The 15,372-nt window shown below is 61.6% G+C and carries 13 protein-coding genes; 5 read left to right on the forward strand and 8 right to left on the reverse strand.

All coding sequences use genetic code 11. The features are described 5' to 3' along the window. Nucleotides 1-49: 49 nt before the first annotated feature. Complete coding sequence (locus DLM86_RS22890) at nucleotides 50-970, reverse strand: proline dehydrogenase family protein (RefSeq protein ID WP_110842398.1); 921 nt, start codon at nucleotides 968-970, stop codon at nucleotides 50-52. 181 nt (nucleotides 971-1,151) lie between these two features. Here DLM86_RS22890 and DLM86_RS22895 point away from each other — a divergent pair, with 181 nt between their 5' ends. Continuing rightward, entirely contained in the window at nucleotides 1,152-2,477 is a 1,326-nt protein-coding gene (locus DLM86_RS22895; protein ID WP_110842399.1) for a sigma 54-interacting transcriptional regulator, read from the forward strand. A gap of 367 nt (nucleotides 2,478-2,844) precedes the next feature. Here the strand turns inward: DLM86_RS22895 and DLM86_RS22900 are convergent, their stop codons facing one another. The 5 genes from DLM86_RS22900 to DLM86_RS22920 all read right to left on the reverse strand — a co-directional run bounded on the left by DLM86_RS22900 (nucleotide 2,845) and on the right by DLM86_RS22920 (nucleotide 8,517). Continuing rightward, nucleotides 2,845-3,963, reverse strand: a complete 1,119-nt coding sequence (locus DLM86_RS22900) for a M24 family metallopeptidase (protein WP_158289622.1) — start codon at nucleotides 3,961-3,963, stop codon at nucleotides 2,845-2,847. Beyond that, the gene (locus tag DLM86_RS22905) at nucleotides 3,884-4,888 is read right to left on the reverse strand and encodes a DMT family transporter (protein ID WP_110842401.1); all 1,005 of its coding nucleotides are present in this window, start codon (nucleotides 4,886-4,888) and stop codon (nucleotides 3,884-3,886) included. Before DLM86_RS22905 ends, DLM86_RS22900 begins: the two co-directional genes overlap by 80 nt. Nucleotides 4,889-5,084: 196 nt before the next feature. Further along, entirely contained in the window at nucleotides 5,085-6,635 is a 1,551-nt protein-coding gene (locus tag DLM86_RS22910) for an extracellular solute-binding protein (RefSeq protein WP_110842402.1), read from the reverse strand. Nucleotides 6,636-6,692: 57 nt separating this feature from the next. After that, entirely contained in the window at nucleotides 6,693-7,568 is an 876-nt protein-coding gene (locus DLM86_RS22915; RefSeq protein ID WP_110842403.1) for a carbohydrate ABC transporter permease, read from the reverse strand. 28 nt (nucleotides 7,569-7,596) lie between these two features. Beyond that, on the reverse strand, nucleotides 7,597-8,517 hold the full coding sequence (locus tag DLM86_RS22920) for an ABC transporter permease (protein WP_110842578.1): 921 nt from the start codon (nucleotides 8,515-8,517) through the stop codon (nucleotides 7,597-7,599). Between the two features lie 346 nt (nucleotides 8,518-8,863). Here DLM86_RS22920 and DLM86_RS22925 point away from each other — a divergent pair, with 346 nt between their 5' ends. Next, entirely contained in the window at nucleotides 8,864-11,182 is a 2,319-nt protein-coding gene (locus DLM86_RS22925; RefSeq protein WP_146250274.1) for an AraC family transcriptional regulator, read from the forward strand. 68 nt (nucleotides 11,183-11,250) lie between these two features. On the opposite strand, the gene DLM86_RS22930 is transcribed toward DLM86_RS22925, so the two are convergent. Together DLM86_RS22930 and DLM86_RS22935 are read right to left on the reverse strand one after the other, a co-directional pair. Then, nucleotides 11,251-11,904 (reverse strand): FusB/FusC family EF-G-binding protein, encoded by a 654-nt coding sequence (locus DLM86_RS22930; RefSeq protein ID WP_110842405.1) that lies wholly within the window; start codon nucleotides 11,902-11,904, stop codon nucleotides 11,251-11,253. Nucleotides 11,905-12,175: 271 nt separating this feature from the next. Beyond that, complete coding sequence (locus DLM86_RS22935) at nucleotides 12,176-12,952, reverse strand: class I SAM-dependent methyltransferase (protein ID WP_110842406.1); 777 nt, start codon at nucleotides 12,950-12,952, stop codon at nucleotides 12,176-12,178. 227 nt (nucleotides 12,953-13,179) lie between these two features. Between DLM86_RS22935 and DLM86_RS22940 the strand changes: the two genes are divergently transcribed. The 3 genes from DLM86_RS22940 (at nucleotide 13,180) to DLM86_RS22950 (ending at nucleotide 15,371) form a co-directional block, all read left to right on the forward strand. Next, nucleotides 13,180-13,413, forward strand: coding sequence for a hypothetical protein (locus tag DLM86_RS22940; RefSeq protein ID WP_110842407.1), 234 nt, complete (start codon nucleotides 13,180-13,182; stop codon nucleotides 13,411-13,413). Nucleotides 13,414-13,593: 180 nt separating this feature from the next. After that, nucleotides 13,594-14,571 (forward strand): ABC transporter ATP-binding protein, encoded by a 978-nt coding sequence (locus DLM86_RS22945; protein WP_110842408.1) that lies wholly within the window; start codon nucleotides 13,594-13,596, stop codon nucleotides 14,569-14,571. Continuing rightward, on the forward strand, nucleotides 14,568-15,371 hold the full coding sequence (locus tag DLM86_RS22950) for an ABC transporter permease (protein ID WP_110842409.1): 804 nt from the start codon (nucleotides 14,568-14,570) through the stop codon (nucleotides 15,369-15,371). The genes DLM86_RS22945 and DLM86_RS22950 overlap by 4 nt, the downstream gene beginning before the upstream one ends. Nucleotide 15,372 lies beyond the last annotated feature (1 nt).

Consider the following 15,372-nt stretch of genomic DNA (forward strand, 5'->3'; position numbering starts at 1 on the left):
CTCCCTTGGTTTAGGAAACGAATTCGTTATTAGGAAAAGAAACATCCCGTTACGATTTGAACATCGATTTCATGACGAACGCGACGTTGGCCGGGCGCTCCGCGAGCCGGCGCATGAAGTAGCCGTACCAATCGTTGCCGAACGGGACGTACACCCGCATCGTATATCCCGCGCTCGCCAGCTCGAGCTGGCGCTGCGGCCGGATGCCGTACAGCATCTGGAATTCGAACTGCGACAGCGGAATCCGGTTGCGGGCGGCGAACGCGATCGTATGCTCGATCACGTTGTCGTCATGAGTCGCCACCGCCGCGTAATGACCGTTGGCCAAATGGGTTTCGATCAGCTTGATGAAGCTGCGGTCCACGTCCGCCTTGTCGGGGTAGGCGACCTCGGGCGGCTCCTTGTAAGCGCCCTTCACGAGCCGCAGGTTGGGCGCATAGACGGAAAGCCGCGCCAAATCGGCTTCGCTTTTGTACAAATACGCCTGAATGACGAGGCCGACCGTATCTCCGTACCGCTCCCTCAGCCTGCAGAACAGCTCGATCGCCGGCTCATTGTGCGCGTAGTCCTCCATGTCGATGCGGACGAAATTGCCGTAGGCCGAAGCCCGGTCCAAAATGCGGCGCATGTTGGCGAGGCACAGCTCCGGCGACAAGTCGAGCCCGAGCTGCGTCAGCTTGAGCGACAGGTTGGAGCGCACCCCCGAGCGCTCGATTTCGTCGAGCGTGTGCAAACACGCCTCGGTCGAAAGCTCGGCCTCCTCGACCGTGCCGACGAACTCTCCCAAATGGTCGAGCGTCGCGACGATGCCCTGCTCGTTCAGCCGCTTCACCGTCCCGATCGCTTCGGAAACGCTTTCACCCGCGACGAACCGCTTCGCTCCGAAGCGCAGGCCGTATTTTTTGGCCGTCCGGTTGGCCATCCGGTTTTTGGACAAATAAAGAAGCGCGTTTCTCATCATCGACTCCATCGCGATCCACCTCGCACTCTCTCGTTGTGATTAAAATTGGACACGTATTCGTGTATGTGTTTAATTTTAAACATATTATGATTATATTTTACACACATGTCACCGAACAATCAACCCCAACTTGCGGCGTTCTCCGTTTTTTGCCATAATCGATTCAAAGAACGGCGGGAGGAACGGATGTATGGACGATATTTCGGTCGTGCCGAAGCGGGCGGACCCGTTTTTCGCCGCTTTGCTCGAATCGGTCGGCGACGCGGTGACGATGGTCGATCCGAACGGCGTCGTGCTGCATTGGAACGAAGCGGCGGAGCGATTTTACGGCATCGCCCGGGGGGATATCGTCGGCAGACGGATCGGCGATTTTTTCCGCAAGGAATCGGTCATGCTGTACCAAGTGATGGAGAGCGGCGCACCCGTGCGCGACGTGTATCATGAGCCGAAGCCCGGCGTCCACGTCATCTTGAACGCGGTGCCGGTAACGGACGAGACGGGCGCGCTTCTCGGGGCGGTGTCGATCGAGCGGGACATTACGAATTACGTGAGGATGAGCGAGGAGCTGTACCGGAAGCCGGACGCGGAGTCGAACGGGCTCGATACGGTGCTGCCGTCGTCCGGCGACCGGGACGAGCAGGTGCGGCTGATGGCGGCCCACGACGTGCCGCTTCTGCTGTCCGGCGAGGCGGGAGCGGGCAAGCGTTCGATCGCGATGTGGATTCATCGGCGGAGCGGAGCGAACGGGCCGTTCGTCGCCGTCGCCTGCGGTGCGGTGCCGGGCGGTTTGCTCGAAACGGAGCTGTTCGGCTACGCCGGCGGGCCTTACGGCGACGCCGGCAGCGAGCGTCCCGGCAAGCTGGAGGCGGCGGCGGGCGGGAGCGTCTACATCAAGGACATCCACCTCATGCCCGCGCCGGCCCAGGAGAAGCTCGCCGCGGCGCTGTCCGAGCGTGCCTTCGCCCGGTCGGGCGGCTCGGAGACGCTCCCGCTGACGTGCCGCATCTTCGCTACGGTGCCGGACGATGCGGAGCGGTTCGTCGAGGAGGGTACGCTGCTGGCGAAGCTGTTTTACGCGTTCCAGCTGTATCGCGTTCCCCCGCTGCGCGAACGGAAAGCGGACTTGCCGCAGCTGTGCCATCTGCTTCTGAGCGAAGCGGCGAAGCAGATGGAGAAGCCGGTCCCGACGCTCCATCCCGAGGCGATGGCGGCGCTCGCGATGTACGACTGGCCCGGCAATTTGCCGCAGCTCAAAAACGCGATGGAGCACGTCATGATCGTCGCCCGCGGCGCGGAGGCGACCGCCGCCGATTTGCCGGCGTCGATCCGGATGACGACGCTGTCGGGGCTGACGCAGCCGGCGATCCCGCTGACGCTCGAATCCGAGGAGATGGAGCGGACGCGCATCGAGGAGGCGCTCCGGCGGACGAACGGCAACAAAGCCGGAGCGGCGCGGCTGCTCGGCATATCGCGCGGGGCGCTGTATTACAAGCTGCGGCAGTACGGACTGGATTGACGGGTTTGGGGGGAGGCAAACGCACCTTATTTCCATCGAGCCGGATCGTGTACAAATGTACCTTATTTCCTCGAAAATCGGTCAGGCGGTGCTAGTGCGGACAAAATAGTGTACAAACGTACCTTATTTCCGCCAATCCCCCACTGATTGAACCGTATAGTGTACATATGTACCTTATTTCCGCGAAAAATCGGCCAGGCGGTGTTTGTGCTGACAAAATAGTGTACAAACGTACCTTATTTCCGCCAATCCCCCACCGATTGAACCGTATAGTGTACATATGTACCTTATTTCCGCGTAACACAAAAACGACCAAAGACGGCCCTCGCGGCCGTCCTTGGCCGTTTTTTTACAACCTCCCCGCCTCTTACAAGACGAGCAGCTCCTTCGTCACGTCGGCGTTCAACGACTCGCAGCCGTCCTCGGTCGCGATGACGATGTCCTCGATGCGGACCCCGAACTTCCCGGGCAAGTAAACGCCCGGCTCGATGCTGAATACCATGCCGGGCTCGATCGGCAGCTCGTTACCCGCCTGGACCGCCGGCTCCTCGTGGATGTCGATGCCGAGCCCGTGACCGGTTCGGTGCGTAAAATACGCGCCGTAGCCGCCGGCCTCGATGACGCCGCGCACCGCGCGGTCGACGTCGCCGAGCGTCGCGCCGGGCCGCACCGCCTGCATGCCGGCTCGCTGCGCCGCCTTCACGAGCGCGTACACGTCGCGCTGCTCGGCCGACGGCTCGCCGACCGCGACCGTGCGGGTCATGTCGGAGCAGTAATGCCGCAGCTTGCCGCCCGTGTCGACGACGACGAAGTCGCCGTCGCGCACGACGGCGTCGCCCGGCGCATGGTGCGGGTTCGCCCCGTTCGCGCCCGCCGCTACCGTCGGGTCGAACGACAGCTCGCGCACGCCCTCGGCACGCCACAGCGCGATCAGCTCGTCGAGCAGCTCCGCCTCGCGGGCACCTGCCCGAACGCGTCGCAAAAACGACGTCATGACCCGGTTCGCCGCCCCCGCCGATTCGCGCAGCAGGTCGAGCTCGAACCGGTCCTTCACCCGGCGAAGCGCGCCGAGCAGCCCGCCGCCGCCCGTCCAGCGGACGTTCGGCCGGTGGCGCATCAAACCGAGCAGGTGGCCGCTCGGCCACGCCTCGTCCACCGCCACCGTGCCGGCTGCGCCGAGCGCCCCTGCCAGCAGCGAAGCGGCATCGTCGCCGTCGCGCCAGTAGAGAGCGTCGAGGCCGACGCCGCCGAGCTCGCCCCGGTGCAGATCGGGCGAGACGAGCACCGGATCGCCGTCACGCCGAACGGCAAGCGCGACGAGCCGCTCGTGCGGATCGATCCAAACGCCCGTGAAATAGTACAAATTCGCCGAAGACGCGACGACGACGGCATCCGCCTCCGTTCGCTCAAGCATCTCCCGCAGCTTGCGCAGCCTTGCCCCGTAAGGCGTTCCGTCGTTCGGCCTCCTCGTAATCGCCGTCTCCATCCTTCCCATCCTCCTCCTTATGCGATGCCGCATCTCCTCGGCCCGACGCAGCTCCGTTCGCCATGAACATAAAGATCCCGATCAGGACGATCGCTCCCCCCGCCGCCTGCTCGACCGTCACCCGCTCCCCGAAGACGAAGTAGGCGAGGATCGACGTGCCGACCGGCTCGCCCAAAATCGCCATCGAGATCGTCGAGGCGCCGACGCGATGGACGAGGCCGTTCAGCACCGACTGCCCGAGCAGCGTCGGCACGACCGCAAGCGCCGCGAACAGCGCCCAGTCGCGCGGCGCGTACCCGGCGAGCGGGACGCCGGCCGCGAGCGCATAGACGAACAGCGCCGCTCCGCTTGCGCCGTACGCGACGAACGAGAACGCCGCAAGCGGCAGCTCCGCCCGGAGGCGCTGCCCGATCAGGAAAAACGCCGTGATCGCCCCCGCCCCGAGCAGCGCCATCGCGTCGCCGAGCAGCGCTCGTCCGCCCGCCTCCATGTCGCCCCAGCCGATAACGAAGCTGCCGGCTACGGCGAGCACCCCTCCGCCGATCGCGGGCCGGCTCAGCCGTTCGCCGAACAGCAGATACGCCCCTGCGAACGAGAACAGCGGCTGCAGCGTCACGAGCACGGTCGAGCTGGTCACCGACGTATACCGCAGCGATTCGAACCATAGCAAGTAATGGGCGGCGAGCATGACGCCCGACAGCGCCGTCCACCCCCACTGGCGCCCGCTCATGGAAGCGAGCGCTCGCCGGTTGCGGCTCGATGCGAGCAGCAGCGGGGCGAACAGGAGCGCCGTCATCGACATCCGCCATGCCGCGATCGCGGCCGAAGGAGCCTCCGCCAGCTTGACGAAAATCGCCGAGGTGGACAGCGCCGTGACGCCGATCGCCAGCGCGGCGGCGGCAGGCCAAGATAAGTTTCGTTTCAAGTCGCAAGCTTCCTTCCGTTTTACATGTCGTTCGTTCCCTTCCGACCGCGAAGCTACCCTATAACGTATTCGTCAGAGGCGGCCGATTTCCCTCTCCGGCGAATAACGCCGCAAAACGGGCGAAGACGGCCGCCCGGCTCTCGGCCGGACCACCGTCTCCCCATTGACGCGAACCGCGGCCCGTACGGGCATGCCGTCATTTCCCGGCGGCCTTCTCCGCGTAAGCGTCGTTCATTTCTTTCACGATTTTTTGCAGGTTGGCGTCTTCCTTCAGCTTGGCGATGAAGGCGTCGTACGCTTCGATCTTTTCTTGGCCGAGAATGACTTTGACGCGCATGTCGTCGACCTTCTGCTTGATGTCCGGCATCAGCTTCGTGTTCGCCTCGGAGATGAGCCCGAACGACGGGTTCGGCACGACGATTTTTTTGCGTTCGTTCAATATGTTCTGATTCCGGCTGTAAATCTCCTTCGACGTCGTCGACGGATCGCCCAGCACCTGCTCGTCGCTCAGCTTAAGGAAGATGTACTGGAAGCCGGCTTCCACTTTATCCGTCTTGAACTGCTCGGTCGGCACCTTCAGGCCGTTCTCCTCTTTGAAGTGGACGCCTTTGACGCCGTAGTTGGCCAGCTCGTTGCCTTCCGGGCTGTAGCCGTAGTCGAGGAAGGCGAGCAGCTTTTTCACCTTCGCCTCCGGCACTTTTTTCGGAATAAGGAAGTGGCCGTAGAACGGCGCCCCCGACGGGACGAATTTGTTGCCTTGCGGGCCGGCCAGAGCCGTCAGCGGAATCAAGTCGGCGTTCGGATCGATTTTGCGGATTTCGACCGTGCGCGTGAGCGCGTTGTTCATGGCGTAGCCGGCTCCGCCCGCCTTGCCGCCCTGCAGCGTATCGTTGATTTGGGAAAATTTCATGATCGCGAAATCGGGCGGGAACAGCCCCGCGTCGTACGCTTTTTTGAGCCATAGAAGCGCTTCGCGCGACGCGTCCTCGGTAATGATCGGCACGAGCTTGCCGTCCCGCAGCTTCCAGGCTCCCTGCGTATCGTTATACACGTTGTAGACAAAGCCCATGTACGCCGCGCTCGCCGAATACGGAATCGTGTCGGCTTTGCCGTTGCCGTCCGGATCGCGCTCCTTGAACGCCTTGAGCACGTCGAACAATTGGTCCATCGTCTCGGGCACCTTCAGCCCGAGTTTGTCCAGCCAATCTTTGCGCAGCATCGGGAAGACGCCGCCGCCGTGAGACGGGTAAAAGCGCGGGACGGAGTAGTTTTTGCCCTGCAGCTTCGACGTTTCCCACATTTCCTTCAATGCGGGGTTGGACAAATGCTTGTAGTCTTTAATAAACGGCGTCAAGTCCCAAAAAACGCCCTGCTTGATCAAGTTGCGGATTTGCTGGTTGCCCAAATCTTCGACGAACGTCAAGTCCGGCAGGTTGCCGGAGGCGTACAGCACGTTGAATTTGTCCTCCGCCGTCGTCGTCGGCACCCAGTCGATTTTCAGCTTCGTGTTCGTCCGTTTCTCGAACTCCTTCACGATCGCGTTGTTGTCGTCGGGAAACTCGGTCGCATAGCTGAGCGTGTTCATCGTAATTTCGGTAACGTCCGCCTTGGCCGGAGCCGTGTCCGCCCCCTTCGAATCGCCTTCCTTGCCGCCCGGCGAGCCGCCGGAGCTGCACGCCGAAGCGACGAGCGATACGCCGAGCAGGACGGCGCCTGCGGTTTTCCATCCGCTGTTGTTCTTGATCATGTCGCGGTGACCTCCTGTACTTGTTTTTCATTGTACATCATTCCTGTACGTATGTGATCATTCTTTGACAGAGCCGACCATTGCCCCTTTGGCAAAGTGCTTCTGCAAGAACGGATACACCAGCATGATCGGCAGCGTGGCGATGACGACGGCGGCCATCTTGAGCGTCTCCGTCGGCATTTTCCGGTTCGTATGGAAATCGGCCACGTTGGCGTTGGACGAAGCGCTCGGATCGACGAGCATATTTTGCAGAATCACTTGGAGCGGCCATTTGTGCTGATCGTTGATGTACATGACAGCGTTGAAAAACGTGTTCCAATACCCGACCGCGAAAAACAGTCCGAACGCCACGAGCGCGGGCACCGACAGCGGCAAAATGATGCGGAACCAGATGCCGATTTCGTTCGCCCCGTCGATGCGGGCCGCCTCCTCCAAGCTGTCCGGGATGCTGTCGAAAAACCCTTTCATGAGCAGCACGTACCATCCTCCGGTCAAGGAAGGGATGATGAGCGACCAGATGCTGTCGATCAACCCGAGCTGCCGGACGACCAGGTAAGACGGGATGAGGCCCGGCTGGAACAGCATCGTGAACAGGACGGCGAACAGGATGACCCGGCGGAACCGGAGCCGTTTCCGCGATACGGCGTAGGCGAGCCCGGACGTGACGATGAGGCTCAGGACGGTCCCGGCCGTCGCCAGGAAGGCGCTGTTGCGGATCGCGTTCGGAAACGTATCGGTCGACATCAAATACCGGTACGCCTCGAGCGTCCAATCGGTCGGGAACAAGATGAGCGGCTGCCGGTAATATTCGACCGGGTCGGTGAAGGAAAGCACGACCGTATAATAAATCGGAAAAAGCGAGATCAAGCTTACGATCGTCAAAGCCGCAACGTTGCCCGCCTCGAACAGCCGATCGCCAAAACTTCCGCGCATGCGCGTTTCCCTCCTTGGAAGTTGCGGATTAATAGACGCCTTCCTCGCCGAACTTTTTGGCGAGCTTGTTGGCGGCGACGACGAGGACGATGCCGACGACCGATTTGAACAGGCCGATCGCCGTGCTGTAGCTGAATTCGCCCTGCTTGACGCCGTTGCGGAACACGTACGTGTCGAACACCTCCGCCACGTCCGATACGGCGCCGTTCATCATCAGGTACACCTGCTCGAAGCCGACGTCCATCACCGACCCGAGCCGCAGGATGAACAGGATGACGATGACGTTGCGGATGGCGGGCAGCGTGATGTGCCACATTTTGCGGAACCGTCCCGCTCCGTCGACGACGGCCGCCTCGTACAGCTGGGGATCGACGCCGGCGATGGCGGCGAGGAAGATGATCGTCCCCCACCCGGCCTCCTTCCACATGACCTGTGCGGTCAGCAGCCCCCAGAACAGATCCGGGTCGGTCAAAAACCCGATCCGGTCATGGCCGAATTCGGCCAGCAGCTTGTTCACCAGCCCTTCGGACTGCGACAGCATCAAGTAGGTCAATCCCGATATAAGCACCCAGGACAAAAAGTGCGGGATGTAGACGACCGTCTGGACGAACCGCTTGAACACGAGACCGCGCAGCTCGTTCAGCATGAGCGACAGCACGATCGGCAGCGGGAAGAAGAAGACGAGGTTCATCAAGCTGATCATGAGCGTATTGCGCATGAGCAGGACGAAATCGTCGTTCGAGAAAAAACGCTGGAAATGCTCGAAGCCGACCCACTCGCTGCCCCAAATGCCGAAGTAGGGCGAATATTCCTGGAAGGCGATCACGAGGCCGCCTACCGGCAAATACTTGAAGACGAGAAAGTAGACGATGCCGGGCAGCGCCAGCAAGTACAAATATTTGTCCCGCGCCAGATCGGCGAACAATTTTCGGGACGGGGAGCTCCGCATCGAGGGCGGCGTCTCGCCCGTTCGCCCGGCGTCGCGATGGGCGGGTACCGGATTCGTTTCGGCTTTCAATTCGGCTGTTCCCCCTGTCGGTTAATGGCCCGGCCGGCGTCGGGCGACTCCTTGCCCGCCGGATGGCCCCATCGTAGCTTCGCCCGGCCGTTTCCGGCAATAATAATGTTTTGCCCGGGCGAAACCGCGGCGCGAAGCCGATTTCCGGCGATAGCATAGTTTTGCAACCCGTTGTAAGACGGGCGAGCCATCGGCTACAATAGGGAAAACGAGGTTACGCTTTGCGGACGACGATCGAAACGCGAACGAACCGCAATCGGAAAGGAGCGGCGTTTTGGTGAAAAACACGGGGTTCCGCAAAGGAACGTTTTATTGGAATAACCTGGTGCTCGTACTCGTCGCCGCCTGCCTTCCGGCGCTGCTGATCGGAATCGGCGTGTACAACTTGGGCGGAGGGCAAATCGTCCGCAAGCTGAACGAAGCGCATCAGACGCAGCTGAACCAGTCGATCCAGCGGGTCGACGAGACGTTGTCCCGGCTCGAGCTGTTCGCCGCCCAGCTCGCCTTCCATCCCGACTTCGACGAATCGTTGAACGAGCGCAATTTCTCCGAGCAATTCCAGATGACGCGCGACTTGTTCCGCTCGCTGTCGCTTATGAAGGAAGGCAATCCGCTCGTGTTCGACGTCTCGCTATATTTGGAAGATTCCGGCAGGCTGATCAGCGATCATTGGGGGGTAAGGACGATCGCGAACGACGCGGACCGGGAATCGTTCCGCCGGCTGCTCGGGACGAAGGGCAAAATCGCCTGGACCGACGAGCTCAACTCGCTTACGCCCGGCGAAACGCCGTACAAGGGCGTCGTGACGAAGCTGTACGCTAAGGGCGACGAGACGCCGTTCGGCGCGTTTTTCATCTATATCCGGCCGAGCGAGTTCGACCAGCTGATCCGCCGTTTGGCGTCCGGCGGTGGAACCGCTTTCTTGACGGATCGCGACGGACGGATCGTCGCGGCGGACGATTCCGGAAGCGCAGCCTTGCAGGAGGCGCTCGTTCGCCGCATGACGCCGGCGTCGGCGTCCTCGAATACGTTCGTCTCCGATTGGGAAGGGAGCCGTTATTCCGTCTCCTACGGCCAGCTGTCGCGGTTCGGCAACGACTGGACGTACGTGTCCGCCACCCCGCTGACGAACATTACCGCGCCGGTCAGCGCCATGTCGCGCATGATCGTCGCCGTCGGCGGCTTCGGCCTCGCGCTGGCGCTGCTGCTGTCGTGGTTCGCCTCGAAGCGGATTTATAACCCGATCCGCAAGCTCGTCGGCCTGTTTCATTCGACGCCGGCGAAGGAGTCGGGCGACCGGGGCCTGAACGAGATCGCCTTCATCGAGCGGCAGTGGAAGCGGCATCTCGACGAGAACGAAGCGCTGCAGGGCCGGCTCCGGCTTTCGCTGCCGTCGCTTCGGGAAGCGTTTTTGATGCAATATTTGCAGGGACGGTTCGTCGCGCTGTCCGAGCGCGAAATTGTGGAGAAGCTGCGGCAGTACGACTGGCGCATCGAGGGGAAGCGTTTCGCGGTCATGGCGGCGGTGCTGTACGGCCGGGAAGAGCCGGAGAGGAAATATACGTCGAGGGACGCCCAGCTGATCGATTACGCGGCGACGAACATTATCCAGGAATTGTGCCGGACGGCCAGCGTCCATGCCCAGGCGATCAACTTTCAAAACTCCACCATCGGCGTCATGCTCGTGCTGGACCCGGCCGAACCGGCCGCGGAAGCGCGGCGAGCGCTGCTCGGCTTGGCGGAGAACGTCGCGGACACCGTCAGCGGCCTCCTCAAGGTCGGGGCGGCCGTCGCCGTCGGGAAGACGACGGACAAGGCGCTCGAGCTGCCGGAGCTGATGGACGAGGCGGCGAAGGCGCTGCGGCTGAGAGACCCGAACGTAGCCGCCGACGTTCTCGACGTCGACGATATTATGCCCGCCCTCGGCCAGCCGGTCGAGTTTCCGCTCGAGCTGGAGCGAGACGTCATTCAAGCGATGCGCATGGGGCTCGGCGAGGAGGCGTCCGCGGGGGTGCGCGAATTCGTGGAGGCGATCCGGCGGAGCGGCGGTACGCAAATGCACGTCCAGCAAGGGATGCTCAAGCTGCTCGGCAGCGCGTACGACGCCATGCTCCGTTCGGGGGTCAATCCGGACGTCGTCTACGGCGGCGCGCATCTGTACGAGGAGCTGATGGGCATTCGCCAGCCGGAGGAGATGGCCCGCTGGTTTTCGGCCTCGGTCGTCGGTCCGTTCGTCGGCTCGGTCGCCTCCGCCATCGATCCGGAGACGCGGTCGATCGTCGACCGGGTGGCGGAGCAGCTCCGGCTCGAGCTTGCGTCCGACGTCTCGCTCGACCTGTACGCCGACCGGTTCGGCATAAGCCCGTTCAAGCTGAGCCGCGCCTTCAAGCAGGTGACGGGGGTCAACTTCATCGATTATTTGACGGGGCTCCGCATCGAGAAATGCAAGGAGCTGCTCGTCACGACCGACATGAAAATCAACGATATCGCGGAATCGCTCCAGTACCAGCCCTCTTACTTGATCCGGCTGTTCAAGAAAAGCACGGAAATGACGCCGGGCCAGTTCCGGGAAAAGCATACCCGCGTCGTAGGCTGACGGCGCAAATAGGAAAGCCGCCGGAACGCATCTCCGGCGGCTTCTTCACGTGCGGAATTCGGTTGAGCTTATCCCGTGACGGCGCGAACGAATTTCTCCAGCGCGTCGACGTCGGTCACGTTGCGGTTGCAGGCGTCGCTGCTGACGCACAAGTAGTTGCCGAGCGCCTTGTAATAATCGGGCGAGGCGTTGGCCGGCTTCGTCTTGGCGATGGCGGTGAACAACGCCACTTCCTCGTGCCGGTTGCACAAAAAGCAGACGCTTTTTTTGTTCGCCGGCGTAAACTTCCCTTCGATGCCGATAATCCGCCCGTCCAGCGGGTAGACGAGAAACATTTTATTCGTCGCGATGTCCGTCCATCCCAAATAGGTGACATAGCGGAAATCGATCGCGGCCAAGTCGGGAAGTTTCAGCTTTTTGTTTTTCGGAAACAGCTTCTTGAGCTGGTTGTCCGTCACTCGATCGAACGGCGCCAAGTAAGGCTCCAAGCTGCGCAAATAGTGCTCGGCATCGTTCGCCGTCCGCAGGTCGGCGATGTTCTCCAGCATGCGCCTTTGAAACGCCGTCGCCTCCGGAAACGCCTCGACCACTTTCGATTGCGCGCCGAGCCGTACCGACTCCACCACCTTCGGGTCGGATACGGTGCTGCAGGTGTGCTGCAGCAAGCCGGCCTGCTTCCGGATCAAGTTATAGTGATGGTTTCTAATAAATGGATGTTCCATGCTTCGTCAGCCCCTTATTTTCGTATTCGAACGCAATAAGGTGCAAAGCCCATTATTAGAAACGATAAAAGCTATTATTGGGCGACAAAGTGTTGCTTGCTGTCCGGCCCCATGCAAAGTATCGCCCCGATATCAGGCTTTGCACGAGTCGTTGCCGAGTCTGGCAAACTGTTTTGCCATGCTTACCGACCTCCCTTGCTACCCGCATTATAAAAGAAATCCGGCAGAGCCGCAACCGTTCCGGCCGCCGCCGTCGTCGGACGAATCGCGGCTACGGCTTGACGGCGGCCCATACGGTCCACCGGTCTTTCTCCTCGATCGCGCCTTTCGCGGGAAGGCGCGCCCGGATATGGGCGATGAGCCGCTCCAGCTCGTCGTCGGACAGCTCGTGAAGGATCGAGCGCCCCTTTCGGCCGCGCCAATCGTCGGCGATGTCGGCGGCGGAGCCGTACGACCGGCGAACCTCCCACAGCTTCGTCTCGCGGATGGCGCCGAAGCCCGCTCGCGCAAGCGCCGTTTCGACTTGCGCCGAGTCGTGCCGGCGGGCCGTTTCGACCGCCGCCAGCTTCGGATACAGCTCGAACAGGAAGCCGCGAATATGGTCGGGGCCGCCCGGCAGCAAGCAGTCCTCCGGCGTCCGGTCTTGGACGAGCAGCGTTCCCCCCGGCCGCAGCAAGCGATACGCTTCGGCGAAGCAGGCGAATAAATCGGATACATGATGGATGAGGGCTCGCTCGAGCACGAGATCGACGCAAGCGCCGGGCAGCCCGGTAGCCGCCGCTTCGCCGCGGACGAACCGGACATTCGCCAGGCCGGCGCCATGCTCCGCAGCCGCGGCCAGCATCCCCGCCGAGAAGTCGACGGCTATGACCTCCTTCGCCCCCATGCCGGCAAGCGCCCTCGTGTAAATGCCTCCACCGCAGCCGATGTCGGCTGCACGCAAGCCGCGCGCGTCGACAAGCCGGCCGATCGCTTCGGTCCAACCGGCGTCCGCCGAACGCGACGCATACGTCCCCCGGTTCCGTTCGTCATGAAAATCAATCGGCATTCTGGACCCTCCCGATACCGTCTCACGCAAATTGTTTCATTGTATGAAACTTAGTTTTGTTTAACGAAATTATAAAACCAGTATACTCCCTGATCGTCCCGCTGTAAAGCGATCACAACGGGCTCGGTTGTCCTTTTTTTGAATTTTACAAATATTCTAACTATTATTTACACGGCCTTAACAATTCGATGGTACGATGGAGGTACATCAGACAAGGAGGCGTTTCTATGAACCTAGTGGTTATCGGCCTGGTCGCCCTGATGGCGGCGATCGCGATCTCAAGCTCGTTCCGTTCCTCGGACAGCCGCGGAAAACGGCGGACGAAACGACGCGCCGGCTACGATTCCTCCTCCTCCTCCTCCTCATACGATTCCGATCCGGGATATGGAGACGGCGGGTGCGACGGAGGCGGAGACGGCGGAGGCGGCGGCGGAGACGGCGGAGGCGGCGGCGGAGACTGACGTTACGGCGGACAGTCCCTATAGCTTCGAAGCAAGCAGACGGAGACGGTCTGCTTATTTGACGTTTCCGCGCAAGGGAACTTTTGTTTTATTCATCTTCCCCCCTTGTTGAACGAATCGCCGTTCGCGCACAATAGGGAGTGCTTCAAAAATGACGAAACGACAGGAGGCGAAAGGCCAGTGATATCCGTAGAAGGGTTAAGCAAGTCGTTCAAAGTCGCCAAACGGTCGACCGGGCTGCGCCAGGCGGCGAAATCGCTGTTCGTGCGCGACTACACGGTCGTCAAGGCGATCGACGGCATCACGTTCCAGATCCCGTCGGGCGAAATCGCAGGGTATATCGGGCCTAACGGAGCCGGCAAATCGACCACGATCAAAATGTTGAGCGGGATCCTCGTCCCAGACGCCGGCACATGCACCATTATGGGGTACACCCCATGGAAAGACCGTACCGCTTACGTAAAGCATATCGGGGTCGTGTTCGGACAGCGAACCCAGCTCTGGTGGGACGTGCCCGTCATCGACTCGTTCGAGCTGCTCCGGGACATCTACAAAGTGCCGGACGCCGAATTCAAGCGAAACTTCGATTTGCTCGTCGAAACGCTCGAGCTGCAGCCGATTATCCACACCCCCGTCCGTCAGTTGAGCCTCGGCCAGCGGATGCGGTGCGAAATCGCCGCCTCGCTCCTTCACGGCCCCGACATTTTATTTTTGGACGAACCGACCATCGGGCTCGACGCCGTCTCCAAAATCGCCGTCCGGCAGTTCATCAAAACGATCAACAAGGAAAAGGGCGTGACCGTCATCTTGACGACGCACGACATGAACGACATCGAGGCGTTGGCCGACCGGATTCTGCTCATCGGCAACGGCAGCCTGCTGTACGACGGCACGCTTCAATCGCTGCGCACCCGCTTCGGCGCGGGGAAAACGATTACGATCGATTACCGCGAATCGTCCGACCCCCTCGACATTCCCGGGACGACGCTCGTCAGCCGGTCGGCGGAACGGGCCGTTCTCGCCGTCGATACGGAGCAAGCGAAAATTTCGGACGTCATCGCCCGGCTGTCGGCCCGCGTGGAGCTGCTCGACGTCGCCGTCGAATCCCGGCCGATCGAGGAGACGATCGTGCGGCTGTATAAGGAGTACCGCATATGAAGCCGTATTGGTCCGTTTTGAAGCTGCGGCTGTTGAACGGCATGCAGTATCGGGCGGCCGCCTTGGCGGGCGTAGCCACCCAATTTTTTTGGGGATTTATGTACATCATGATATTCGAGGCGTTCTATGCCCAAGCGGTCGCCCGACCTCCCATGTCGCTTGCGGAGCTCGTCACCTACATATGGCTGCAGCAGTCGTTTCTCGCGTTCATCGCGCTCTGGTTTCGCGACAGCGAGCTGTTCCAGCTCATTACGACCGGCAATATCGCCTACGAGCTGTGCCGGCCGACCGGCCTGTACGGGTTCTGGTACGCGAAGCTGCTGGCGCAGCGGCTGTCCAGCGCTCTGCTGCGCTGCTTTCCGATTCTGGTCGTCGCGTTTTTCCTGCCCGAGCCGTACCGGATGACGCTCCCGCCGAACGCCGCCTCGTTCGCCGCGTTCGTGGCGGCGCTGCTGCTCGGCGTCCTGCTGCTCGTGGCGATTTCGATGTTCATTTATATATCGGTATTCGTGACGATGTCGCCGATGGGGTCGCTCCTGCTGTTCGGCGTGATCGGCGAGTTTTTCGCCGGCATGATCGTTCCGATTCCGCTTATGCCCGACTGGATGCAGCACATCGCGAACATGCTGCCGTTCCGGCTGGCGGCGGACTTCCCGTTCCGCGTCTACTCCGGCCATATCCCGCCGCGCGAGGCGCTCGCCGGATTGGCTGTTCAGCTCGGCTGGCTGGCCGCGCTCGTGCCGCTCGGGAAGTTTGCGCTCGACCGGGCGCTCCGGCGAGTCGTCGTACAAGGAGGCTGAC

Origin of the sequence: Paenibacillus flagellatus, from assembly GCF_003217775.1 — a bacterium.
Taxonomy (GTDB): domain Bacteria; phylum Bacillota; class Bacilli; order Paenibacillales; family NBRC-103111; genus Paenibacillus_AB; species Paenibacillus_AB flagellatus.